The organism is Pseudomonas sp. CFII64 (assembly GCF_000416235.1).
Classification (GTDB): Bacteria; Pseudomonadota; Gammaproteobacteria; order Pseudomonadales; family Pseudomonadaceae; genus Aquipseudomonas.
This window is the reverse complement of sequence record NZ_ATLO01000036.1, coordinates 142,778-166,289: the sequence shown is the minus strand read 5'-3', so window position 1 is coordinate 166,289 and position 23,512 is coordinate 142,778. Positions and strand designations below refer to the sequence as shown.

Below are 23,512 nucleotides of genomic sequence, written 5' to 3'. Positions count from 1 at the left end.
CGCGGCACTGGAAGTCCACCTGGCCGCCGGGAACCACATGATCATCGATGCGACCTTGAGCACCACGATCAAGGCAGGCGGGCACTGGATATCCATCACACCCGCTGGAATTTTCACCAGCGTGCCGATCCTGCCGGGCGGCGTGCCGATGCCGGGGATGCCAGCGGTGCCGGATTTGCCTGCGCCGCTATCGAAATCAACCGCACGCCCCGCCCTTTCAAACAGCCCGCCAGTAGTGCCCCACAAGCAAGTTGAAGCGATAGGAAGCGGCGCGCTCTTCTGCCCGAGATGCGCCGAAAGGAATAAGGAAATCTTATGAGTACACCATTGGCAAACCCGCCCCAGCCGTTGCCCGGCGATCTGCCATGGGGGCAAACCGTGGGGTTATTACTTGATGCGCTGCAAGTAGATGACCTTATCAAGCGCCTCTATGAATGGTCAGAAGCGCCCCACGTCGACGTTCTTTATCAGGGTACTCAGTGGGCTGGAATCAGCCGCTTTTCTCCGTGTCTGGTACATATCACGCATCCTGAACACCCGGTTTTACTGCAGTTTCTGGCCAACACCCGGAACCAGTGGGGCTATCTGTTATTCAGCGACGGCCCCTGGGCTGAGTTGCTTGATCATCTGCGCTGGTTGACCAGCATCCAGCCAGAGCAGATGGACGAAATGTTCCTGCGCATTTCCGATCCCGTCGTCGCACATGCCCTGTTTGCGGCCGATCTGCACCCACATGCACAGGTCTTTGGCCCTTGCTCCCAAATCGTCGTTGCCAATACGCCGTTAGACGGGTGGCAGCAATACAAACGCCCCGGCGAAATGCCGCAACCTCAATACCACACGCCTTATGTGCCCGGGGCGGCTCAGTGGACTGCGTTGCAGGCCGCAGCTTTTCGCAAGTCCATCGGCGAGCTTTATCTGCATATGCAGCACTTCTTTCCTGGCTACCAAGCGGATCTGCAACCCGCCCAGCGCCTTGCGCATCTGCATGAATTGTCGAGCGCTGCCATCGCGCGAGGCTTTGCAGATGAACGAGAGATCTGGCTGTACGCCAATGTTCACGGATTTTTAGGCGAGCAAAACATCAGTTCGCATCCAGACATCGTGGAACTGCTGACCGTTGAATCCGAGCTGACCACTTTCCAGCGCATTGATCGTGCAAGCGAACTTGCCGCGCAGAGGAGCACCCAATGACCACCGCCATCGATACGCCTCTCGGCCACCTGGCCAACCTGAAGGGCAAGGCCCGCCCTGCAAAACCGCTGGATGCCGGTGGCACCTGTCCGCTGATGAAACGCACGGTGCAGTTTCTACCGCTGCGTTACGGGCTGGTGGAAAACCTGCAACCCGGTCGCGACATTCCGATGCCCCATGAGCTGCAAAGCCGAAAAATGGGCGTGCGCCTGCTGCGTGATGGCTATCTATACATCGTCGACAACGCCAGCGGTTACCTGCACGAATACCATATCGAGCAAGGATCGATCAGCAAACTGCTCTGGAAAGGCGCGCAAGTCAGCGCTGACACTCGCACCAACGCCATTGGCGAGCCAGATCTGGTTTTCCCCCGGCATGGCGCGCTGCACGTGGCGTATTCCGAGTTTCAATGGACGGCCTACAAATGCTCGCAGGTAATCGGCAAACCGCCGGAGCGGGAAAAATACATGCAGTCCGTCAGCTTCGGCCAGATCGACTGCGAGAATGTTGGCGCGCACTTGCTGACAGAAAAGCAGACCCGACGCTGGCTTGCAGAAGTGGCGGAAACCAGCGCAGCAAAGGATCTACCCGAAGGCGCCGACCCCGAGGAAAACACTGCCTACCACTGGGAACACAAACCGCTGTTTCGCAAAGCCTGGATCGAGGAGCTGACAAGTCAGGTCAACGCCGCGCATAAACACGATTTCCTGTTTCTGGTGGTGCGCGACGACATTGGCGTCATGCTGGATCTGGCTGTGGCGCAACTCAAGGTGGCCGACTGGATCGAACGCTGGAGCAATGATGAGGATACCCAGCGCAAATACCTGACCGGCGCCTACATTCAGTCAATGTATCAAGTCACGCAGAAGCGTCTTGATCAACTGGCTACCAAGGACAAACGCTACCAGGCACTGCTTGACGACACCAACGAGGATCAACGGGAAAAGCTCCTCGAGTACCTGCGCGTCAAACGCGACTACCGTGGCCCCGCCATTTTTGGCGATGAGCAGAGCTGGCGTGAGCAGGCGCAACATAACCCGCTGGCGAAGGCGACGATGGACATGCGCGACGCCCTGGGTCCGCAGCTTTTCGATAAACACAGCCCCGCCATCACCGACCTTGAGTTGGCGACCTGGTATGCATTAAGCGGTGAGAAAGTCGGCGAGCGAGGCATCAATCAATTGGCTCATCGCGAACCCATGGACGCTTTTGTGCTCAAGCAGCAGAAGCTTCTAAGCCATTGGCGCAGCCAGCTCAAAAGCATCCGCGCCGACCGCTTGAAGATGATCATTGAAGGTCATTTCCATCGCGCCGCGTGGTACTACGACTTTCGACAAAACGAGCAGATTCAACATCGGTTGGAGCGCGAGTTCAATTGCGTGGCCGCCATCTGTGACGATCAACAAGCCACTGAACAACTGCAGGCGTATCTGGAAAAAAACCCCTTAGTGCAGGTGCCGGGCCTGGACACCTTGAATCTGGCCGACCAGGCGGATTTGCGCAAGAAACTCGCCGACCTCAGCGACTTCAGCATCAAGCTCGCCGACGCCCCCGGCGTAGTGCGCAACATGGACGTACTGGCGAACCAGTTCAACAGCCTGATGCGCCAGAGCCTGCCCAACTATGACAACCTCAATACCCGGTTCAGTGGTTTGAACAGCTTGCTGGGCAGTGCTTATGATCCGGCGCGGCAGTTACGGGTGGCTGCGCGTCTGGCTCAGGCACAACTGGATTTTCAGCGGGGCGCATCGATTGACCCCAATGATTTCATTCGCAGCATTGGACCTGCCGCGCGGCTCCGCCTGCTGAGTGCCTACGCGTCGAGCGGCTTACAATTGAGAGTTGCCTCAGCCTCCGAAGTCGAACTGTTTACCCGCGACCGCAACGCAGCCCTTGCCCTGCGTAACGACCTCAAGACGCTTTATAAGGAGCGCCGTGAAAAGCTCAGGGGGCAGACTACCGACGCAGATCCGCTGGGTTCGCGAAAGCGGATTAATCAGGACATCAACTTCTTCAAATATCAGCTGGGCCCCATAGAAGAGCGCCTCAGCCTGGCGCTGACACCTGGCGGCGGTGCCGGCCAGTTTGGCTTGGTGCTGGGCAATATGGACCCGCAACTCAAGGAGGAAATGCGCCGCACAGTGGACGACTACCGTAGCACTGGGACTTACAAAGCGCCGATGCGCGGCGTGCTGCGATCCACGGGTGATCAGATCGCTGTGGTGTTGTTTTATTTGCAGGTGATGAAGTTTTTCGAAGTGGCTTCGAAGGTCAGGTCGAACGAGGATCGTGGATGGAAAGATCTATTAGATCTTGGTGAGTCTTTAATCGCGACGCTCTCTGCGGGCTTTGCAGCGGTTCAGGGTCTGTCTATCAATATCCTGCGAGCCCATATCGACCAGATGGAAAGTGCGGCTGGCAAGCTCAATACCATGAGTAAGCTGGGGAAGTGGTCGGCTTTTGCGGGGCTGGGCGCATTCGGTTTTGGAATCGGTGCAGCTGCATTTGATCTCGGCAAACACACAAAGCAGTGGATGAATGCTCTGGCAGAAGGTGATGGCAAAAAACTGGCAACGACGTCATTGCAATTGGCTGGCGATTCAATCTTGGCAGGGGCCAATGTATGGGCTTTAAAACATACGGCTTCCATCACCCGCGAGATTATGCGTAAGCCCATGGAGCTACGCGCTCTGGCTTGGGCTGAACGCAGCGTTCAGCTGGTGGGTATTGCGACCAGGGCCAACTTGATCGGAATCGCGGCAACGGGTCTGCAATTGATGGGTGAAGCACTCTTCAATTATTTCAATCTTGATGCGATGAACAAATGGGTATTGCACGGCGCATGGGGCCAGGAGTCGCTCGGCCTGAGTTTGGATGAGGATTGGCGCAAGCTGGCCTCCATCGTCCAGCAACCCGTTTGCCAACTGATCCGTACCGAGTACAGCACCGAATTGCGCCTGACCTTCCCCGGCATACGCAGCGACGAAATGGAACGTCGCAAAGTCTGGATTGAGGCGCTCCAGCGGCAAAAGGATTACAGCGCGCCTTATGGATCACAAAACCCGGTGTATTGGGCGGTGTGCAGCGAAGCCCTGGCAGGGCAGCTCAAGCGAGTAGGACCAGCGGACGGTGCGTTGGTCCTCAGCCTCGATCTGCGCCCGCTGATCTCCGATCATTTCGGCCTCGCCATAGCGGTCAGTTATAACCTGGAAGAGCATCGCGATATAAGTCACCGGTCGACATTCCACGTCCTGGATCTGCACCGCCAACAGGTTGAAGGTCGCTGGCGCGAGCGCAAGGGCGTCTTTGCTTACAAGGCAGAGCCAGATGAGTCAATGCAACTAACGGCAACGCCGCCCTGGCTTCTGCGCGAAGTGGATCTGGAAGCAAGTAATGCTGAATAAACTATTCAAACGCAAAGCCGAACCTGCGCCGCCTTCAACGGCGCAGGAGGGTCAAAACCCCAAAGCAGGGGAAGTACGCCAGTTCGGTTCGGAAGAAATTCTATATCTCGCACCTTTGCCGGTCTATACCGGCCAGCAACCGGTGAGCATGCAGGGTTTTCCAGTAGTTAATGACGTTTACCTGCAAGTGGGCGGAAGTAATATAGGGATGGTGTGGCAAGGAAAGATGCTGGCATGGGTTATTTGGCTGATGATCATTATGAATATTTTTTCTCCGTTATTCCTTGCCGCGCTATTGTGGGTTATAACTCCTGAAGGAACGAACAATACGTTTACCAAAGATTTAAGTATGTTGTCTGAGATTTTTTTATACCTAGGCATTTTTACTGCACCAATATGCATAGGCACCGTTATATATACCATAATCTCCCAAACCCGCGAACAAGCCCGCCAATACCCCCTGCGCTTCAATCGCCAACGCCGGGAAGTATGTTTTGTCGACAGCAACACCCATGAAATCCTGATCGTGCCTTGGGAAAAGGTCACCGCCTGGATTTCTCAGGGCCAGATGGTGACCCAATACAACGCCACGACTTTCTATACCTTCGGCATGGCACTGGAAAACGAAGAGAAAGGCACGGTGCAGCCGATCCTGATCGACAAACCCAGCCAGGCCCATGCTATCGGTACCTGGGAGGCCATTCGGTTGTATATGGAACAGGGTGTTCCAACGGACGAGACAGGCGAATGGTTGAGGCTTTTGTTAGGCCGTGAACTGACGGAGTACGAGTTACGGCCTTATGAAGGTTTGCATACCTGGGAGGTCGAAAAGCTGATGAAAATCGAGGACCGGTTTCCTGACGTCGATATGACCGACGAGGAACGGGCCAAGCATGGCTTCCTTCCTCGCGATTACTGGGCATTGCGCTGGTGGTATGTTTGGCGCGTCCTGAGCTTCTGGAAAATGCCCTACATGATCGCCGAATGGGGCCACAAAGCGGGTACACCTACGATGCCCGAACGCGTTCAACAATGGTCGCAACCCATCCCGCCGGAGCAATGGGCCAAACCCAGCCCTGCCCTGCAAAAAGCCACACAAGTGGTGCAGCACGCCATGGACAAGAAGAAGATGAACTTCATCGAAGCCTGCAAGTTGATTGAGCGTAAGGCTTGAAGTGCAATGTTGACTAAACTATTCAAACGTAAAGCCGAACCTGCGCCGCCTTCAACGGCGCAGGAGGGTCAAAACCCAAAAGCAGGGGAAGTGCGCAAATACGGTTCGGAAGAAACCCTATATCTTGCGCCTTTACCGGTCTATACCGGTCAACAACCGGTGAGCATGCAAGGTTTCCCGGTAGTGAATGACGTCTACCTGCAAGTGGGCGGAAGTAATATGGGGATGGTGTGGCAGGGAAAAATGCTGGCCTGGGTTATCTGGCTATCAATTTTTTATATATTTATGTGCCCGTTTATTATAGCGACGCTGTTATATGTCATCACACCCGAAGGCACGAATAACACATTTTCCAACGATCTCGGCCTATCGTTCCTTTTTTTTGGTGGAACCGGTGTTCCAGGTTGTGCGTTCCTTATCGGTAACTGCATCCAAATACTAATCTCCCAAACCCGCCAACAAGCCCGTCAATACCCCCTGCGCTTCAATCGCCAACGTCGGGAAGTGTGTTTTGTCGACAGCAAAACTCATGAAATCCTGATCGTGCCTTGGGAAAAGGTCACTGCCTGGATTTCTCAGGGGCAGATGGTGACCCAATATAACGCCACGACTTTCTATACGTTCGGCATGGCATTAGAAAACGAAGAGAAAGGCACGGTGCAGCCCATTCTGCTCGACAAACCCAGCCAGGCCCATTCTATCGGCACCTGGGAGGCCATTCGGCTGTATATGGAACAGGGTGTTCCCAAGGACAAGACAGGTGAATGGTTGAGGCTCTTGTTAGGCCGCGAACTGACGGAATACGAGCTTCGACCTTATGAAGGCTTGCATACCTGGGAGGTCGAGAAGCTGATGAAAGAAGAAGACGGCGGTTTGCACAGTTGCTTCACTGACGAGCGCCGCGCAGAAATCGGCCTGACTCCGCGCTCACGCTGGCCGCTGCGCCGTTGGTACATCTGGCGCGTCCTAAGCTTCTGGAAAATGCCCTACATGATCGCCGAATGGGGCCACAAAGCGGGTACACCTACGATGCCCGAGCGCGTTCAACAATGGTCGCAACCCATCCCGCCAGAGCAATGGGCCAAACCCAGCCCTGCCCTGCAAAAAGCCACACAAGTGGTGCAGCACGCCATGGACAAGAAGAAGATGAACTTCATCGAAGCCTGCAAGTTGATTGAGCGTAAGGCTTGAAGTGCAATGCTGTATGAGATGGCCTTTGTGGGAGAGGACTTGTCCTCGATAGCTGGCCCAGACAACGCTGATCCGTCTGACCCACATGTGGTGCAGAAGTTGATTGAGCGTAAGGCTTGAAGTGCAATGCTGTATGAGATGGCCTTTGTGGGAGAGGACTTGTCCTCGATAGCTGGCCCAGACAACGCTGATCCGTCTGACCCACATGTGGTGCAGAATTACAGCCATCGAGGACAAGTCCTCTCCCACAGCCAAATGAAGGGCGCCCCAGAAGTTGTCCACCTTCCCGCCCTGAGACCCACAGCACAAAGAACCTCGCCTCAATCGCGTTACGTTGTGTTTCACTAGCATCCGGGCCAGCCCGGCGCTGCGGTAACAGTTATCCACAGGCGCCTCCTGCGAATTTCACGACACAAGGACGGTTGTACGTTGATTTCGATCTATCAGCTCAAACCCCGCTTTCAAAACCTGCTGCGGCCTCTGGTTCAGCGTTTGTTCGACCAAGGCGTGACGGCGAATCAGGTCACGTTAAGTGCCTGTGCGGTGTCTATCGTGATTGGCGCGTTGGTGGCGCTGTTTGCCGCGCATCACTGGGTCTTCGTGCTGATCCCGCTGTGGATGATCGTGCGTATGGCGCTCAATGCTGTCGACGGCATGCTCGCCCGCGAGTTCGGCCAGCAGTCGCGGCTTGGCGCTTATCTCAACGAATTGACCGATGTCATCGCCGACAGCGCGCTGTTCCTGCCTTTCGCGCTGCTTCCCGATGTGAACCTGTTGCTGGTGGTGATGGTCACTGTGTGGGCGATTTTCAGTGAGTACGCAGGCGTGCTCGGCCCGATGGTCGGTGCTTCGCGGCGCTATGACGGGCCGATGGGCAAGAGCGATCGGGCTTTTGTCTTTGGCGTGTTGGGCGCAGGCGTGGCCATCGGCTGGCTTTCCGGGCTGTGGATAAATATTGTCCTGGCCGTGATTGCTGCACTGCTGGTTTACACCGTGGTCAATCGCGTGCGTCGCGGTCTTGCCGAAACGCCTGATCCCGCAGCCCCCAGCAAACAATAAATAATCGCCAACGACACCCGGCATAAGGATATCCACATGCGTGACGTTCAGGATCAGCGCTTCATGACCCATGATGGGGTCGAGCTGTTCTACCGCCATTGGCCCGCAGCGAATCAGGACCCGACGGTCCCGCGCCAGGCCGTGTTGTTGTTCCATCGTGGCCATGAACACTCCGGACGCATTGCGCATCTGGTGGATGAGCTGGATCTGCCGGGTTTCGATTTTTTTGCCTGGGATTCGCGCGGCCATGGCCAGTCGCCCGGCGCGCGTGGTGACAGCCCGAGCTTCGCCACCAGTGTGCGCGACGTGCAAACTTTCGTTGATCACCTGAGCGCGACGTTCGACATCGCCGAAGAAAACATGGCCGTGGTTGCGCAAAGTGTTGGCGCAGTCATCGCGGCGACCTGGGCCCATGACTATGCGCCGAAGATCCGCGCACTGGTGCTCGCCTCGCCGGCCTTCAAGGTCAAGCTGTACGTGCCGTTTGCCCGTCCGGGGCTGGCGTTGCTGCGCAAGTTCAAAGGCAATTTCTTCGTCAACAGTTACGTCAAGGCGCGCTTCCTCAGCCATGACCCGCAGCGCATTGCGTCCTACGACAGTGACCCGCTGATCACCAAGGCCATTTCGGTCAACGTGCTGCTCGGTCTGTACGAAGCGGCCGATCGGGTTGTAGCCGATGCGCAGGCCATTTCGATTCCGACCCAGCTGTTGATCTCCGGCTCGGACTTTGTCGTGCATCGCGGCCCGCAAGAGCGTTTTTTCGAGCGGCTGGGCAGTGTACGCAAGGAAAAACACATCCTGCCGGGCTTCTTTCACGACACCCTCGGCGAGCGGGATCGCCATTTGGCGGTCAGTCGTGCGCGGCGTTTTATCCTGCAGAACTTCGAACTGCCGATGACCCGCCCTTCCCTGCTGGACGCTGACAAGCTCGGCGTGACCTGTGCCGAGTCCGAAGAGCTGGCCGCGCCGCTGCCGCATAACTCGCTGCGCGATCTGTACTGGCGCATGACCCGGGCCAGCATGCGCTTGGGCAGCAAGTTATCCACAGGCGTAAAACTGGGTTTCGATACCGGTTTCGATTCCGGCAGCACGCTGGATTATGTCTATCGCAACCAGCCCATCGGCAGCGGCAAGCTGGGCGAGATGATCGACAAGAATTACCTGGATTCCATCGGCTGGCGCGGCATTCGCCAGCGCAAGCTGAACGTTGAGGAGCTGCTGCGCCTGGCCATGGAGCACCTGCGCAATCAGGGCAAGCCGGTGCGCATCGTCGATATCGCCGCAGGTCACGGGCGTTACATTCTCGAATCTCTGCAAGGCGTCGATCCGCTGCCGGAATCGATCCTGCTGCGCGACTACAGCGACATCAATGTGCGCGATGGCAGCGCCTTGATCGAGCAGAAAGGTCTGGGTCACATTGCGCGCTTCATCAAGGCCGATGCCTTTGATCGCAACGACCTCGCCGCTCTCGACCCGAAACCGACGCTGGCTGTGGTGTCCGGCTTGTACGAGCTGTTCGCCAGCAACCAGATGGTTGGCGACTCACTGGCAGGATTGGCCACAGCGGTCGAGCCGGGCGGATATCTGGTGTACACCGGCCAGCCTTGGCACCCGCAACTGGAATTGATCGCCCGCGCCCTGACCAGCCATCGCCAGGGCCAGGCCTGGGTGATGCGTCGACGCAGCCAGACGGAAATGGATCAGCTGGTGGAGGCTGCGGGTTTCCGCAAGATCACCCAGCGTGTGGATGAATGGGGGATTTTCAGCGTGTCACTGGCGCAGCGGATCAATTGAAGATGCTGCGCGAAGCCGGTTTGTGGAAGCGCGCCGTGGTCTGGTTGCTGGCGCTGGCGCCGTTCTTCTTCGCCAGCTACGGCTTCGCCACCTGGGTGACGGCACAGCGCAGCGACGTGCCAAGCCTGGCCTTCGGTTGGGAAGCGCATATGCCATTCTGGGCCTGGACCATCGTGCCCTATTGGTCCATCGACCTGCTTTATGGTTTCTCGCTGCTGGCGTGCCTGACGCGTCGCCAACTGGATACTCACGCCCTGCGCCTGTTCAGCGCGCAATTGATTGCGGTGAGCTGCTTCCTGATCTGGCCGCTGCGTTTCGCGTTCGAGCGTCCGGAGCTCGACGGCGTATTCGGCTGGTTGTTCGCCGTGCTGGCGGGGTTCGACAAGCCCTTCAATCAGGCGCCTTCGCTGCATATCGCGCTGTTGGTCGTGCTGTGGGTCTGTTATGACCGCTATTTGCGCAACTTTCATCAGGTCTGGCGCTGGTTGCTGCATGGCTGGTTCAGTCTGATCGGCATTTCGGTGCTGACCACTTATCAACATCACTTTATCGACTTACCCACAGGCGCGCTGGCCGGTTGGTTCTGTGTGTGGCTATGGCCGGATGAAGGCCGCAGCCCTTTGCTTGCAGCGCGTATCAGCCTGGGACCGAAGCGCCTGAAGCTGACGGCGATTTATGGACTAGCCGCGCTGCTACTGGGCGCAACGGCCCTCAAACTGGGCGGCGCCTGGCTTTGGCTGGCCTGGCCAGCAGGCTCGCTGCTGTTGGTCGCGCTGAATTACCTGCTGTTCGACGCGGCAGGTTTTCAGAAACGTCCGGACGGCAGCCTCAGTCCGGCGGTGTATGGGCTGTTCGCGCCGTATCTGCTCGGTGCCTGGATCAATTCGCGGCTGTGGACCCGCAAGCATCCGCAGCCCGATCAGGTTGTGGATAACGTCTGGCTGGGGCGCTTGCCTGATCGGGAGCAACTAAAGCCATTCACTGCGGTTGTGGATATGTGTGCAGAAATCGCGATACAGCCGGGGCCACGCGGCTATCAGTCGATCCCGACCCTGGATCTGGTCGCGCCCACCGCGCAGACCTGCCTGCTTGCAGCCCAAGCTATTGAGCGCCTGCGCCAGCAAGGCCCGTTGCTGGTGTGCTGCGCGCTGGGTTATTCGCGCAGCGCCACGGCAGTTGCCGCCTGGCTTTTGCACAGCGGCCGTGCCGGGACTGTGGATAACGCAATTGCGATCATCCGTGAGGCGAGACCGGGCGTCGTCTTGCGCGCCGCGCATGTTGAAGCCTTGCAGGAAATCGTAGGCGCGAGGCTTGCCCGCGAAAGCAATCCGCCTGACACAGTGTCTCCGCCTGCAGGCCTGATAACCACAGGACTCAACGATGTCATCTGAAATGCAGCTGCATATCGTCGCCAGTCTGCTGCGGCGCGGCCAGACGCTGGATAACTTGTCCACAGGGCTGACATTGCTCGGCCTGGCATTCGGGCTGCTCCAGCTGTTGATAACTCCGATAATGCCATTGCTGTTGATACTGGCGGCGGCGGTGGTTCTGCTGGGCCTTATTGAAAAGTACTACGCGCTGCGGGTCGCGTTCGATGCCGATTTATTCCAGGCCGTCGCCAACGATGCAGCCCGGCTGGCCGAGCGCACTTTTGCTCTCGATCAAGCGCTGGTCGCGCTGCAGTTTCAGCCTGTGGATAAATCCGGGCGATCCTGGGCGCTGCGCAGCAAGGGCGCGCTCCGGCTGCTGCGCCAACAATTGTTGTTTGTTGCTGTCCAGCTGTTGGTGATGCTGGGCGCGATGCTGATCTTCCCTTGGTTGTCCTTCACCGCATCATAAGGAAACGCCATGTTCGAACCTTTGGTCGCGACGATCATTACTGCCGGCGCGCGAAGCGTGACTGGCGCGCGCAGTCTCTGGCTGGGTTGCACGCCGGAACCGGTGCAGCGCATCTATTTCGCCAATCACAGCAGCCACGGCGACTTCGTGCTGTTGTGGGCTTCGCTGCCGCCCGCATTGCGCAAGCTGACCCGGCCGGTGGCGGGCGCGGATTACTGGCAAAGCAGTCCGCTGCGGCGTTACATCATCAATCGCGTGTTCAATGGCGTGCTGGTCGATCGCCAGCGCAAGGCGCCAGACGCCAATCCGCTGCAACCGATGCTCGAAGCGCTGGAAAACGGCGACTCGCTGATCATCTTCCCCGAAGGCACGCGCAATCTGGAGGACGGCTTGCTGCCCTTTAAAAGCGGCCTGTATCACTTGGCGAAAAGTTATCCACACGCTGAGCTGGTCCCGGTGTGGATAGCCAACCTGAACCGCGTCATGCCCAAGGGCCGCGTGTTGCCGCTGCCATTGTTATGCACAACCAGTTTCGGCACGCCGTTGCAGTTGGGCAATGATGAACTCAAAGAACAGTTTCTATTGCGCAGCCGTGAAGCGCTGCTGGCCCTGGCACCGGAGCAGCATTGATGGATAACCAGACGCAAATGTTGTTCATGGGGATCGGCGCGATTCTGTTGCTGGCCTCCACCATCGGGTTCATTCTCAAACGCCGGGCTGGCGGCCCGAATTCGGTAATCGACAACCTCAACGCGCGAATCAACGCGTGGTGGGTGATGGTCATCGTGATCGGCATCGCCTTCGCGCTGGGCTATAGCGCAGTGATCATCCTGTTCTACGCCGTGTCGTTTTATGCGCTGCGCGAATTCCTGACCCTGACGCCCACGCGCAAGAGCGACTACCCGGCGCTGGTCGCCGCGTTCTATCTGGCGCTGCCGCTGCAATACGTGCTGATCGCCATGAGCTGGTACGGGCTGTTTTCGATCTTCATTCCGGTTTACGTGTTCCTGCTGCTGCCGATCCTCGCGTCTCTGGGCGGCGACAGTACGCACTTTCTGGAGCGCGCGTCGAAAGTCCAGTGGGGCTTGATGATCGCGGTGTTCTGCGTGTCCCACGTACCCGCATTGCTGACCCTGGAAATCCCCGGTTACGAAGGCCGCAATCTGCTGCTGATCGCTTATCTGGTGATCGTCGTGCAGCTGTCGGACGTGTTGCAGTACGTCTGCGGCAAGTTGTTCGGCAAGCGCAAGATCGCGCCGAACCTGTCGCCGTCCAAGACTGTGGAAGGCTTCGTCGGCGGCATCGCCCTGGCTTCGCTGATCGGCGGTGCGCTGTGGTGGATCACGCCGTTCAATCCCTGGCAGTCGGCGTTGATCGCGCTGCTGATCAACCTGCTCGGTTTCGCGGGTGGCATCGTCATGTCGGCGATCAAGCGCGACCGTGGTGTGAAGGATTGGGGGCACATGATCGAAGGCCACGGCGGCATGCTGGATCGCCTGGACTCGGTCTGCTTCGCCGCGCCGATCTTCTTTCACCTGGTTCGTTATTGGTGGGTGTGAGGCAGCGGCAAGCGGCAAGCATCTAGCTGCAAGCGCAAGCTGCAAGCAAAAGCGGAATTCGATCGCTGCTGCTTGAAGCTTGCAGCTTGACGCTTATAGCTGTAAATATTACAACCATAATCTAATCGCTCTCGACCCGTTTCCGGACTCACGAGCTACGCTTCCCTCCATTCTCAACTTCAGGAGCATTTGGGCATGAGCAGTTATGACGTTGTAATCATCGGCGGCGGCCCTGGCGGCTATAACGCAGCCATTCGCGCGGGCCAGCTGGGCTTGAGCGTGGCCTGTGTCGAAGGCCGCGAAACACTGGGCGGGACTTGTCTGAACGTCGGTTGCATCCCTTCCAAGGCCTTGCTGCACGCCTCGGAACTGTATGAAGCGGCCACCGGCGAAGAGTTTGCCAAACTGGGCATCGAGGTCACGCCGACCCTGAATCTGGCGCAGATGATGAAACAGAAAGGCGAAAGCGTGACGGCGCTGACCAAGGGCATCGAGTTTCTGTTTCGCAAGTACAAAGCCGAATGGATCAAGGGTTGGGGGCGGATCGCCGGGCCGGGCAAGGTGATCGTCACCGACGCCAATGGCGCCGAAACCGAGCTGCAGGCCAAGGACATCATCATTGCCACCGGCTCCGAGCCGACCCCGTTACCGGGTGTGGATATCGATAACCTGCGCATTCTGGATTCCACCGGCGCGTTGTCCCTGACTGAAGTGCCCAAGCATCTGGTGGTGATCGGCGCCGGCGTGATCGGCCTGGAGCTGGGTTCGGTGTGGCGGCGGTTGGGCGCGCAGGTGACGGTGGTGGAATTTCTCGATCACGTCGCCCACGGCAGCGATCTGGAAGCGGGCAAAACCTTGCATCGTGCGCTGTCGCGTCAGGGCATCAACTTCAAGCTCAGCTCCAAAGTGACCACCGCCACAACCTCGGACAAAGGCGTCAGCCTGAGCGTCGAACCGGCAGCGGGCGGCGAGGCTGAGTTGATCGAAGCGGATTACGTGCTGGTGTCCATTGGACGTCGGCCTTTCACCAAGGGCCTGGGGCTGGAAACGGTCGGCCTGGAGTTGGACAAGCGCGGCATGCTGGAAAACAAGGGCCATCGCACCGCAGCTGAAGGCATCTGGGTGATAGGTGACGTGACGTCCGGTCCGATGTTGGCCCACAAGGCCGAAGACGAAGCCTCGGTGTGCGTGGAGCGCATCGTCGGCAAAGCGGGCGAGATCGATTACAACCTGATCCCCAACGTGATTTATACCCGTCCGGAACTGGCCAGCGTCGGCAAGACCGAAGAGCAGCTCAAGGCCGAGGGCCGCGCCTACAAAGTCGGCAAGTTCCCGTTCAGCGCCAACAGTCGGGCCAAGGTCAATCACGAAACCGAAGGCTTTGCCAAAGTCCTGGCCGACGAGCGCACCGATGAAATCCTCGGCGTGCATCTGGTCGGCCCAAGCGTCAGCGAAATGATCGGCGAGTTCTGCGTGGCGATGGAATTTGCCGCGTCTTCCGAAGACATCGCCCTGACCAGCCACCCGCACCCAACGCGCTCCGAAGCGTTGCGGCAGGCGGCAATGAGTGTGATTGGGTTGCCGACGCAGTCGTAGATTCCACCTGCGTAGGACCGGCTTTAGCCGGGAGAGCGTCATTTCTGACGAAAGATGTTCAGAATGTACCGGCCCTCTCCCGGCTAAAGCCGGTCCTACGAAGGTTTTTCCATCCTTATTTCAACGCCGTAAATTGAAGATTGACCGTCCGTAGGAGCGGCTTTAGCCGCGAAGGCGATAGGGCAGAGGATAAAGATGTGTCCGGCGTCGTTGTGAAAATTCTGTCACGGCGCTAAAACGGTAAATCGACAAATAGCCTCAAAGCCCGGCCCAGACAGCCATTGATACAATCCAATGGAACTAAATCGTAATTATTTATGTTTTTTTCGAACCGGTTGCTGTGTTTGTTATCTGTTGTGGGTAGTTTGGCGTTCAGCAAGGAGTCGTAGCGCGCATTTCTCTTGTGCAGGACGCACAGCACTAGTCAGAGGCTTCACCTTATGAATCGCAGGAATCTCCTTAAAGCATCCATGGCGTTGGCGGCTTACAGCAGCGTGCCGGCCTCGGGGCTTTATGTTGCACGTGCTTTTGCTGCCGCCGCCGATGGCGAGATCGAAAACTTCGATTTCGATACGTTGAAAGCCCACGCCAAACAACTCGCTGGCCGTGGCTATGTCAGCAACAAGCAAGTCCTGCCGCCCGTGTTGGCGAACATGACCCCGCAACAGTTCAACGCCATCAAATATGACGCCGGCCATTCCTTGTGGCACGACGTCAAAGGCCAGCTGGACGTGCATTTCTTCCACGTCGGCATGGGCTTCAAGACGCCGGTACGCATGTACAGCGTCGACCCGACGACCAAGCAGGCGCGGGAAGTCCACTTCCGCCACGAACTGTTCAATTACGAGTCCAGCGGCATCGACAAGTCGCTGGTCAAGGGCGATCTGGGTTTTGCCGGCTTCAAGCTGTTCAAGGCCCCGGAAATCGCCATCAACGACGTGGTGTCGTTCCTGGGCGCCAGCTATTTCCGCGCCGTGGACAGCAACAAGCAATACGGCCTTTCCGCGCGCGGCCTGGCCATCGACACGTATTCGACGCGTCAGGAAGAATTCCCCGACTTCACCAAGTTCTGGTTTGAAACTCCGGACAAGAACGCGACCCGCTTCGTGGTCTATGCCCTGATGGATTCGCCGAGCGCGACCGGTGCCTATCGCTTCGATATCGACTGCCAGTCCGGGCAAGTGGTGATGAATATCGATGCCACGGTCAATGCGCGCACCGACATCGCTCAGCTGGGTATTTCGCCGATGACCAGCATGTTCAGCTGCGGCACCCATGAGCGCCGCATGTGCGACACCATCCACCCGGAAATCCACGACTCGGATCGCCTGGCCATGTGGCGCGGCAACGGCGAGTGGATCTGCCGGCCGCTGAACAATCCGCCGAAACTGCAATTCAACGCCTTCGCCGACAAAGATCCGAAGGGTTTTGGTCTGGTGCAGACTGATCATAATTTCACCAGCTACCAGGACACCGTCGATTGGTATCACCGCCGCCCGAGCCTGTGGGTCGAGCCCACCACGCCTTGGGGCGAGGGTTCGGTGAATCTGGTGGAGATCGTCACCACCGGCGAGACGATGGATAACATCGTGGTGTTCTGGACGCCGAAAGATCCGGTCAAGGCCGGCGAAACGCTCAACTTTGGCTACAAACTGTACTGGAGCCCGCTGCCTCCGGTGAGCACGCCATTGGCGCAGGTCCATGCAACCCGTTCCGGGATGGGTGGCTTCATCGAAGGCTGGGCGCCGGGCGAGCATTATCCGGAAGTCTGGGCACGGCGCTTCGCGGTGGACTTCAATGGCGGCGGTCTGGAACGCTTGCCGGAAGGCACGGCCATCGAGCCGATCGTCACGGTGTCCAACGGCAAGGTTCAGGATTTCAACATTCTGGTACTGCCGGATATCCAGGGTTATCGCGTGACATTCGACTGGTATCCAACCAACGAGGGTGCCGATCCAGTCGAGATGCGCATGTTCATCAAGTCCCAGGATCGCACCCTGAGTGAAACCTGGCTGTATCAGTACTTCCCGCCAATGGCTGACAAACGCAAGTATCCGTAAGCGGCAAGTTTCAAGCTTCAAACGGCAAGTTCGGGGTGACCTGAACTTGCCGTTTTGCGTTATAGGGTCGCTATAACCTGTGTCAGTTTCAGGATTATTTACACCGTCAAATTTCTAGCACCCAATAAATTCAAAAAGTTAGCGGGTTAACACTGTTACGCTTGTCGGCATCTGATTAATTTTTGACGAATAGATTGACAGTCTCTCCAAGTCAGGCTGATATAGCCCTTGTCGCGTAGTTGGAGCGTTCGCTCCAGACCTGAATGCCGCACCCTTCTTCAGCGGCCATTTTCCTATCCTGATTGATACCTCTATTGACCGTTTTCGACAGTCGATGGGCGGTAGCGTTGGCGATTGCTCAATCTCAACAAGCGCTTCAGAGGCAGAAAACATGATGTTGAACTCTGCGAACAGGGCCGACGATAACGCGTCGATGCTTTCCTTCAATAAGTCGACGGCCATCGTCTGGGCCGCTATCAGCCTGATTGTGGTCGAGACTTTTTCCGGCGCGTTGCGTTTCTATCTCGACCAGGCGGGACTTTCGCCAGCGCTGTACCTGCCAAAAATTGCCTGTCTGATTCTATTGCTTCTGGAGCTGCGCACTTACAAGGCCGGTCGCGTGGTGTGGCTGAGTTTGCTGATGCTGGTGATTTCCGCCGTGCTGGCGATGTTGCATGGCGCCACGCTCAATAACGTCGCCTTCACCCTGTTCGCCCTCAGCCCGATTTTGTTCGGCATGGTGTGCAGCGACCACCTGATCCATCGCCGGCGGCTGCTGATGTGGGTCATCGGCCTATGCCTGGTGGCGTGTTTTGTCGGCCTCGCCCTGGACAAAGTCACCACGGTGCCGTGGAAGGGTTACAGCTACGCCATTGGCGAGACGCAGCTGAGCGCCAACACCACCTGGTCGGTCGGCGACGAGGACCGCAGCGCCGGTTTCGCCCGAGTCTCCAATACGTTGTCGATCCTGATCGCGATCTACAGCCTGTACATCGCGATGTTCCTGCGCTCGCGCCTGCTGATTCTGGCTCTGAGCCTTGTCGCCCTGTACGGCATCGTTCTGACCACCAGCAAGGCGCCAGCCGGCGGGTACATGTTGACCATGGGCCTGCTGCTGATTGCCCGCATGCGCTGGACCACTCGCGGCGCGTGCATCGTGGCCGTGGTGGTCGGCATGCTGCTGCCGCTGATGGGCCTGCTGTATGACTTCGACGCCCGCACCGTAAGCAGCGGCGGGTCATCGCTGTCGTCACTGTATGACCGCTTGAACAACACCTGGCCCAACGTCGTCGATGCCATGACCAAGCTGGGTTATGGCTACACCGGCGCAGGTTTCGGGTTGTTCGGCAGCTCGGTGATCATTTTCCCGGTACCCGGCACCGAATTTTTGGTCGGCTCGGACAGCACCTTCATGTACCTGTGGGGATTGTTCGGGGTGTTCGGCCCGCTGCTGTACGCCCTGCAGGTTCCGTTGTTCTTCGCCCTCAGCAATGACGATTCGCGCATCGCCCGGGCGTTGCTGGCAATCACCTTCTGCTGCTGCCTGATCAGCTGGACCACGGACATGTTCGAAATCGCCGTGGCCAATCTGTTTCTCGGCCTGGCCATCGGTCATGTGCTGACCGGCAAGCAACTGGACAGCCGACAGACCGCGCGCCCTGCGCAGTTCCAGCTGTCCACCCTGCCCAACATGAATTGAGTGGTGAGCATGAAGGTCTGTCAACGTCTTGCCGCAAGCCTGTTATGTGTCGGCTGCCTGAGTGGCGGTTTGGCCAAGGCGCAGGAAACCGCGCCAGAGCCGTTCATTCTCGGCATTGGTACGCACCTGATGAATTACCCGACGCCGTCGCGGCCAGCCCTGCAACTGGCGGCCGATGCCGGCATCGCTTCGGTCAAGGACGACGCGCATTGGTCCACCGCAGCGCCCAACGCCAACGAACTGCGCATCGTGCCCTCGTGGCGTACTTACCTGACCGACGCCCAGAGTCTGGGCCTGAGCCGGCTGACGATCCTCGACTACAGCACCTGGTTTCATGACAACGCCAAACCGCGCAGCGGCGAGGTCAAGGCGGATTTCCTGAGGTATGTGGACTACGTGACCGGCCAGCTGGGCAATCGCGTGACCTTCTATGAAATCTGGAACGAGTGGGACATCGAAGCCCCCAAGGACCCGCAACTCAGCGCCGACTATGCCGCGCTGGTGCGTGATGTGGTGCCGCTCATTCGCAAGAACACGCAGAACGTTGAGGGCACACCGGCAAAAATCCTCGCCGGCTCGGTTACGCCCGAAGGCATGGATTACGGATTCGCCGACCGCCTGATCGACGCCGGCATGCTGGATCTGGTCGATGGCCTGTCGGTTCACCCTTACGCCCACTGCTTGCCCAACGTAAAGCCCAACCCTGAAGCCTGGGTGGTCTGGATGCGTGCATATGAGGAGCATATCCGCGCCAAGGCCGGGCGCGATGTACCGATCTACATCACGGAAATGGCTTGGCCCAGCCATCAGGGCAATTGCGGCTTCACGCCGACGGTTCAGGCGGTGTACATGGCGCGGATTCTGTTTCTCGCCCGCAGCCTGCCGAATCTCAAGGGCATGTGGTGGTACGACCTGGTCAACGATGGCCCCGACCGCACCGATCAGGAACACAACTTCGGCTTGCTCAACGAAGACCTTTCACCCAAACCGGCCTATCAGGTCATGAAAGTTATCGCCCCGGTGATCAAGGACTTCAGCTATGACGCCCAGGCCAGTCGCCAGTCGGACAACATTTACCTGCTGTATTTCGACAAAGGCCCGCAGCGCGTGGTGGTCGGCTGGACCACCGGCCCGACGCTGCAACAGGACATTGCCAGCGCCGCGCCCATGACTGGAGCAGTGCGCCTGATCGATACCGCTGAACCCGAGAAAGGCAGTCTGTCGGGCGAGCAATGGCAGTGCGCGGATCAGCGGTGTTCGGTATCGGTCACCCTGACCCATTTCCCCAAGATCATCAGCCTGAGCCCCGAGGAGACAGTGGCCACGCCCTGAACCCGCCTCCTCGCTCCTACGTGAAAAAACGCCATGGACTTCAGAAAAGACATCAATGGACTACGCGCCATCGCGGTCATCGCCGTGCTGCTGTTTCACTTCAACCCCGGCTGGCTGCCGGGCGGCTTTGCGGGCGTCGATATTTTCTTCGTGATCTCCGGCTACCTGATCACCGGAATCATCGTGCGCAGCCTGCACAAAGGTAATTTCAGCCTGATCGCGTTCTACAAGTCCCGGGCCAGACGGATTATTCCGGCGCTGGCGGCGCTGTGTTTCGTGCTGCTGCTGGCGGGCTGGTTTTATCTGCTGCCGCTGGAGTACAGCGAACTGGGTAAACACATCGCGGGCAGCCTCGGGTTTGTCTCCAACTTCGTGTATTGGGCTGAAGCCGGGTATTTCACGGCGGGCGCCCACGAGAAATGGCTGCTGCACACCTGGTCGCTCTCGGTGGAATGGCAGTTCTACATGATTTACCCGCTGGCGTTGCTGGCCTTGAGTCGCTTCATTGCCCAGCGCCATCTGCGCTGGTGGATCCTCGCTGGTTGCCTGCTCGGCTTTGGTTTCTGCGTGGTCGCTTCGTTTCTGTGGCCGGAACCGGCGTTTTACCTGCTGCCTACCCGGGCGTGGGAATTGCTGGTCGGCGGCGTCGCCTGCGTGTTTCCGGTCAAGCTGCGTGCGCTGCCGCAACGCCTGCTGGAAGCCACCGGCCTGGGCCTGATGCTCGCCAGTTTTGTGCTGCTTTCCGAAAAAGACGTCTGGCCCGGTTATCTGTCGTTGATGCCGGTGCTGGGAACCCTGGCGGTGATTATCTCGGCTCGTCAGGATTCGTTCATGACCAGCAACCCATTCTCGCAATGGACCGGGAAGCTTTCCTACTCGCTGTATCTCTGGCATTGGCCGGTCGTGGTGTTCATGAGTTATGCCGGTTATCTGGGCGACACGTTCAACGCGTTGCTCGGCATCGCCTGCGCCTTTGCGCTGAGTCTGGCGTCCTATCAATTGATCGAAAAATCGCCAGCCAAAACACTCAAACCCAAACGCAGCTGGAAGTTCGCCACTGCCAGCGGCCTGATCACCATGGTCTTCGCCGCTGCCACTGCGGTCAGCGCGACCGAAGGCGCAATCTCACCACTGCGCACCCTGAGCATTTCGGACAAGGCGCGCTTTGTTCAGGACTATGCGGATCGGCAGAAGAATCTCTACGAATCGTACTGGCTCAAGTGTGATGCCTTTTCGGCCTTCACCCAGCGCGGGTTGTCGGGCATCGACGAGTCCTGCACCCACAAGCAAGGCGAAGGCGGCGTGTTTCTGTGGGGTGATTCCCATGCCCAGGCGCTTTCCCTGGGGCTTCGAACGTCGCTGCCAGCGGGCACGCCGTTCTATCAGGTCGCTTCCGCCAGTTGTCGGCCCAGCCTGACCCTGGACAACGGCCGCGCCACCCCGCCGCGCGTGACGTGCAACTACTCCAACAAAAAGGCCCTGGAAAGCATTCAGAAGCTGCAGCCGGACGTGGTGGTCATCGCGCAAAAGGATGAACACGACAAGACGCGCTGGAGCGACATCGCCGCGCGGCTCAAAAGCTATGGCGTCAAACACATTGTGCTGCTGGGTCCGTTGCCGCAATGGAACCCGTCACTGCCCAGCGTCATCGCCAATCGTCATTGGGGCCTGAATGAATCGCACATTACCGACGCCGCGCTGGACCAGAGCGTGATGGCCGCTGACCAGGCGATCCGCCGACAAATCGATCCGCAAGCGGTGGATTTCGTCTCGCTGATCGACAAGTTGTGTGTCGCCAATTCCTGTCTGGTGCGCTTGCAAGACGACTCCCTGCTGCAAATCGATTCCGGGCATTTGAGCGAAAAAGGCTCGCTGTACATCGTGAAAAACTTTGTGATGCCGGAGTTGAGCAAAATCAGCACCCGATAACCGGTCCCCCAAACAACAAAAAGCCCGCATGGCGTGACCATTGCGGGCTTTTTTTGCGTTGAGGCCACGAACCCTCTCGACCAGCACACAGGATCCTACGGCATCTGGGGTTCTGGCTTACAGCCGCATACCCACCGCCAATCGATTGAAGGCATTCATCAACGAAACGGCAATGGTCAGATCGGAGATCTCGGTGTCGCTGAATGTGTCCTTCAGCACGGCATACAACTCGTCCGATGCGCCTTGGGTGGAAACATGGGTCAGCGCTTCCGACCAGGCCAAAGCGGCCTGCTCCCGCGCATCAAACAGTTCGCTGACACGCCAGCCGGCCAGGCAGTCGAGTTTGCGCTGCGATACACCAGCAGCGCGCAATGACTTGGAATGCATGTCCAGGCAAAACGCGCAGCCGTTGATTTGCGAAATGCGCAGGTAAACCAGCTCGACCAGCGCCTGACCGAGAGAACTTTTACTCAGGGCGTGGCTGGTGTTCTTCAAACCTTGATAGGCCTCTGGAGAAAGGTCTGAAAATGGAAGACGAAGCTTGCTCATTGGATACTCCCGAATGAATGGATGAATTGCGGGTGGATTTGAATCGGGGTTTCAATCGCCTGGCACAGAATGCCCGGCCAGTTGTTGTGCCGCCGCGATAAACGCCGCGCGGCTCACTTCCTCGCCGAGGACCATGCCTTCCAAATAGACGAAGTGAACGTCGAACAGGCCGATGGTTTTCAGCACTTCAAGCAGGTACGGCGTGAGGAAATCGGCTTGCTGTCCACGCGGCTTGAGATGAAAGCCTCCTGAGCTGACGATGATGTAGACCGGGCGATCGCGCAGCAGACCGACCTTGCCATCAGGCCTGGCTTCGAAGCTGCGCCCGATGCGCACCACGTAATCAATCCACAGCTTCAACGCGGCGGGCACAGTGAAGTTATGCATTGGCGTGGCAATCAGCAGCAGGTCGCAGCGCTCCAGTTCGCCAATCAACTGCTCGGACAACTCAAGCGCCGGTTGGGCGACAGGATTGCGCTGGGTCAACGCGGTGGCGTAGGCATCGCTGATAGGCAGCAGCGGATGGGCGGCCAGGTCGCGCTGGGTCAGGGTGAAGGGCGCGTGCCTGGATCGCAGCGAGTCGACCCATTCGATGGCCAGGCCATATCCGGCTGACGTTTCCCGGTGCGGGCTGGCATTGATCAGCAACAACTCACGCATGGGCTGACTCCTGGGTGGCTTGCAGTGGCTGGACGAAGTGCATGCCTCGGGCCAACAGCCCGGCGCGATAATAAAAGCGCTGTGCCAGCGCCATGTGCAGACCAGTGTCCAGAACCAGATGCGCGCAGCCGCGCAGTCGGGCTTCTTCGCGGACTTTATCCAGCAACAGCGCGCCCAATCCTGACTGGCGCATGGCCGGATCGACGATCAGATCATCGACGTAAATGAAGCGGCCATAGATCAGGTTTTCCAGCTCACGAAAGCCGATCAATCCGGCCAGCTGATCGCCCTGCCACAAACCCCACAACCGATAGCCGTGATAGGCCTGGCGATCCAGCTGCATCGTGAACGATTCAAGATCGCTCAAGTGCGGGCGTAGTTGCTGCATGAGCTTGAAGCCTGCCGCCTGCTCGGCGCCGCGACTCAACAGTCTGAACATGTGGGGTTGCATGGCACGTTCTCCTTCAAATGTG

General features: G+C 58.2%; 18 protein-coding genes and 1 pseudogene. 16 read left to right on the top strand and 3 right to left on the bottom strand.

Going from position 1 to position 23,512, the window contains the following annotated elements; all coding sequences use genetic code 11:
* The 16 genes and pseudogenes from CFII64_RS29830 to CFII64_RS17060 form a co-directional block, all read left to right on the top strand.
* Positions 1-319, top strand: a pseudogene (locus CFII64_RS29830) (type VI secretion system tip protein VgrG); the annotation flags it as partial.
* On the top strand, positions 316-1,194 hold the full coding sequence (locus CFII64_RS17130; protein ID WP_020292072.1) for a DUF4123 domain-containing protein: 879 nt from the start codon (positions 316-318) through the stop codon (positions 1,192-1,194). The pseudogene CFII64_RS29830 and the gene CFII64_RS17130, both read left to right, overlap by 4 nt.
* Positions 1,191-4,598 (top strand): toxin VasX, encoded by a 3,408-nt coding sequence (locus tag CFII64_RS17125; RefSeq protein ID WP_020292071.1) that lies wholly within the window; start codon positions 1,191-1,193, stop codon positions 4,596-4,598. Before CFII64_RS17130 ends, CFII64_RS17125 begins: the two co-directional genes overlap by 4 nt.
* Positions 4,588-5,772: a DUF6708 domain-containing protein gene (locus CFII64_RS17120; RefSeq protein WP_020292070.1), complete on the top strand. Its 1,185-nt coding sequence runs from the start codon at positions 4,588-4,590 to the stop codon at positions 5,770-5,772. The genes CFII64_RS17125 and CFII64_RS17120 overlap by 11 nt, the downstream gene beginning before the upstream one ends.
* 6 nt (positions 5,773-5,778) lie before the next feature.
* Entirely contained in the window at positions 5,779-6,963 is a 1,185-nt protein-coding gene (locus CFII64_RS17115) for a DUF6708 domain-containing protein (protein ID WP_020292069.1), read from the top strand.
* Positions 6,964-7,392: 429 nt separating this feature from the next.
* Positions 7,393-8,022, top strand: a complete 630-nt coding sequence (locus CFII64_RS17110) for a CDP-alcohol phosphatidyltransferase family protein (RefSeq protein ID WP_020292067.1) — start codon at positions 7,393-7,395, stop codon at positions 8,020-8,022.
* 36 nt (positions 8,023-8,058) lie between these two features.
* Positions 8,059-9,816, top strand: a complete 1,758-nt coding sequence (locus CFII64_RS17105; protein ID WP_020292066.1) for a bifunctional alpha/beta hydrolase/class I SAM-dependent methyltransferase — start codon at positions 8,059-8,061, stop codon at positions 9,814-9,816.
* Positions 9,813-11,207 carry a phosphatase PAP2/dual specificity phosphatase family protein gene (locus CFII64_RS17100; protein WP_156883217.1) on the top strand — a complete coding sequence of 465 codons (1,395 nt, stop codon included), beginning with the start codon at positions 9,813-9,815 and terminating at the stop codon, positions 11,205-11,207. The genes CFII64_RS17105 and CFII64_RS17100 overlap by 4 nt, the downstream gene beginning before the upstream one ends.
* Entirely contained in the window at positions 11,197-11,655 is a 459-nt protein-coding gene (locus tag CFII64_RS17095) for a hypothetical protein (RefSeq protein ID WP_044901451.1), read from the top strand. Before CFII64_RS17100 ends, CFII64_RS17095 begins: the two co-directional genes overlap by 11 nt.
* Positions 11,656-11,664: 9 nt before the next feature.
* A complete protein-coding gene (locus CFII64_RS17090) occupies positions 11,665-12,285 on the top strand; it encodes a 1-acyl-sn-glycerol-3-phosphate acyltransferase (protein WP_020292063.1) in 621 nt (206 codons plus the stop codon).
* Positions 12,285-13,214 (top strand): phosphatidate cytidylyltransferase, encoded by a 930-nt coding sequence (locus CFII64_RS17085; protein WP_020292062.1) that lies wholly within the window; start codon positions 12,285-12,287, stop codon positions 13,212-13,214. The genes CFII64_RS17090 and CFII64_RS17085 overlap by 1 nt, the downstream gene beginning before the upstream one ends.
* Positions 13,215-13,409: 195 nt before the next feature.
* Entirely contained in the window at positions 13,410-14,810 is a 1,401-nt protein-coding gene (gene lpdA / locus CFII64_RS17080; protein WP_020292061.1) for a dihydrolipoyl dehydrogenase, read from the top strand.
* Between the two features lie 440 nt (positions 14,811-15,250).
* The gene (locus CFII64_RS17075) at positions 15,251-16,870 is read left to right on the top strand and encodes a glucan biosynthesis protein D (protein WP_020292060.1); all 1,620 of its coding nucleotides are present in this window, start codon (positions 15,251-15,253) and stop codon (positions 16,868-16,870) included.
* A 391-nt stretch (positions 16,871-17,261) separates the two neighbouring features.
* Positions 17,262-18,569 (top strand): hypothetical protein, encoded by a 1,308-nt coding sequence (locus tag CFII64_RS17070; protein WP_020292059.1) that lies wholly within the window; start codon positions 17,262-17,264, stop codon positions 18,567-18,569.
* A gap of 9 nt (positions 18,570-18,578) precedes the next feature.
* Positions 18,579-19,901: a hypothetical protein gene (locus tag CFII64_RS17065; protein WP_020292058.1), complete on the top strand. Its 1,323-nt coding sequence runs from the start codon at positions 18,579-18,581 to the stop codon at positions 19,899-19,901.
* Between the two features lie 33 nt (positions 19,902-19,934).
* Positions 19,935-21,830, top strand: a complete 1,896-nt coding sequence (locus tag CFII64_RS17060) for an acyltransferase family protein (RefSeq protein WP_020292057.1) — start codon at positions 19,935-19,937, stop codon at positions 21,828-21,830.
* 117 nt (positions 21,831-21,947) lie between these two features.
* Here the strand turns inward: CFII64_RS17060 and CFII64_RS17055 are convergent, their stop codons facing one another.
* Genes CFII64_RS17055 through CFII64_RS17045 form a run of 3 tightly spaced genes read right to left on the bottom strand, consistent with a single transcriptional unit; the run spans position 21,948 to position 23,490 of the window.
* Positions 21,948-22,379, bottom strand: a complete 432-nt coding sequence (locus tag CFII64_RS17055; RefSeq protein WP_020292056.1) for a carboxymuconolactone decarboxylase family protein — start codon at positions 22,377-22,379, stop codon at positions 21,948-21,950.
* A 51-nt stretch (positions 22,380-22,430) separates the two neighbouring features.
* Entirely contained in the window at positions 22,431-23,039 is a 609-nt protein-coding gene (locus tag CFII64_RS17050) for an FMN-dependent NADH-azoreductase (RefSeq protein WP_020292055.1), read from the bottom strand.
* Complete coding sequence (locus CFII64_RS17045; RefSeq protein WP_020292054.1) at positions 23,032-23,490, bottom strand: GNAT family N-acetyltransferase; 459 nt, start codon at positions 23,488-23,490, stop codon at positions 23,032-23,034. The genes CFII64_RS17050 and CFII64_RS17045 overlap by 8 nt, the downstream gene beginning before the upstream one ends.
* Positions 23,491-23,512: the final 22 nt, after the last annotated feature.

Bases quoted from the DNA above. Each gene is read 5' to 3' on its own strand.
- CFII64_RS17130 (WP_020292072.1), top strand. From the start codon at position 316: ATGAGTACACCATTGGCAAACCCGCCCCAGCCGTTGCCCGGCGATCTG.
- CFII64_RS17125 (WP_020292071.1), top strand. From the start codon at position 1,191: ATGACCACCGCCATCGATACGCCTCTCGGCCACCTGGCCAACCTGAAG.
- CFII64_RS17120 (WP_020292070.1), top strand. From the start codon at position 4,588: ATGCTGAATAAACTATTCAAACGCAAAGCCGAACCTGCGCCGCCTTCA.
- CFII64_RS17115 (WP_020292069.1), top strand. From the start codon at position 5,779: ATGTTGACTAAACTATTCAAACGTAAAGCCGAACCTGCGCCGCCTTCA.
- CFII64_RS17105 (WP_020292066.1), top strand. From the start codon at position 8,059: ATGCGTGACGTTCAGGATCAGCGCTTCATGACCCATGATGGGGTCGAG.
- CFII64_RS17095 (WP_044901451.1), top strand. From the start codon at position 11,197: ATGTCATCTGAAATGCAGCTGCATATCGTCGCCAGTCTGCTGCGGCGC.
- CFII64_RS17090 (WP_020292063.1), top strand. From the start codon at position 11,665: ATGTTCGAACCTTTGGTCGCGACGATCATTACTGCCGGCGCGCGAAGC.
- CFII64_RS17085 (WP_020292062.1), top strand. From the start codon at position 12,285: ATGGATAACCAGACGCAAATGTTGTTCATGGGGATCGGCGCGATTCTG.
- lpdA (WP_020292061.1), top strand. From the start codon at position 13,410: ATGAGCAGTTATGACGTTGTAATCATCGGCGGCGGCCCTGGCGGCTAT.
- CFII64_RS17075 (WP_020292060.1), top strand. From the start codon at position 15,251: ATGAATCGCAGGAATCTCCTTAAAGCATCCATGGCGTTGGCGGCTTAC.
- CFII64_RS17070 (WP_020292059.1), top strand. From the start codon at position 17,262: ATGATGTTGAACTCTGCGAACAGGGCCGACGATAACGCGTCGATGCTT.
- CFII64_RS17065 (WP_020292058.1), top strand. From the start codon at position 18,579: ATGAAGGTCTGTCAACGTCTTGCCGCAAGCCTGTTATGTGTCGGCTGC.
- CFII64_RS17060 (WP_020292057.1), top strand. From the start codon at position 19,935: ATGGACTTCAGAAAAGACATCAATGGACTACGCGCCATCGCGGTCATC.
- CFII64_RS17055 (WP_020292056.1), bottom strand. From the start codon at position 22,379: ATGAGCAAGCTTCGTCTTCCATTTTCAGACCTTTCTCCAGAGGCCTAT.
- CFII64_RS17050 (WP_020292055.1), bottom strand. From the start codon at position 23,039: ATGCGTGAGTTGTTGCTGATCAATGCCAGCCCGCACCGGGAAACGTCA.
- CFII64_RS17045 (WP_020292054.1), bottom strand. From the start codon at position 23,490: ATGCAACCCCACATGTTCAGACTGTTGAGTCGCGGCGCCGAGCAGGCG.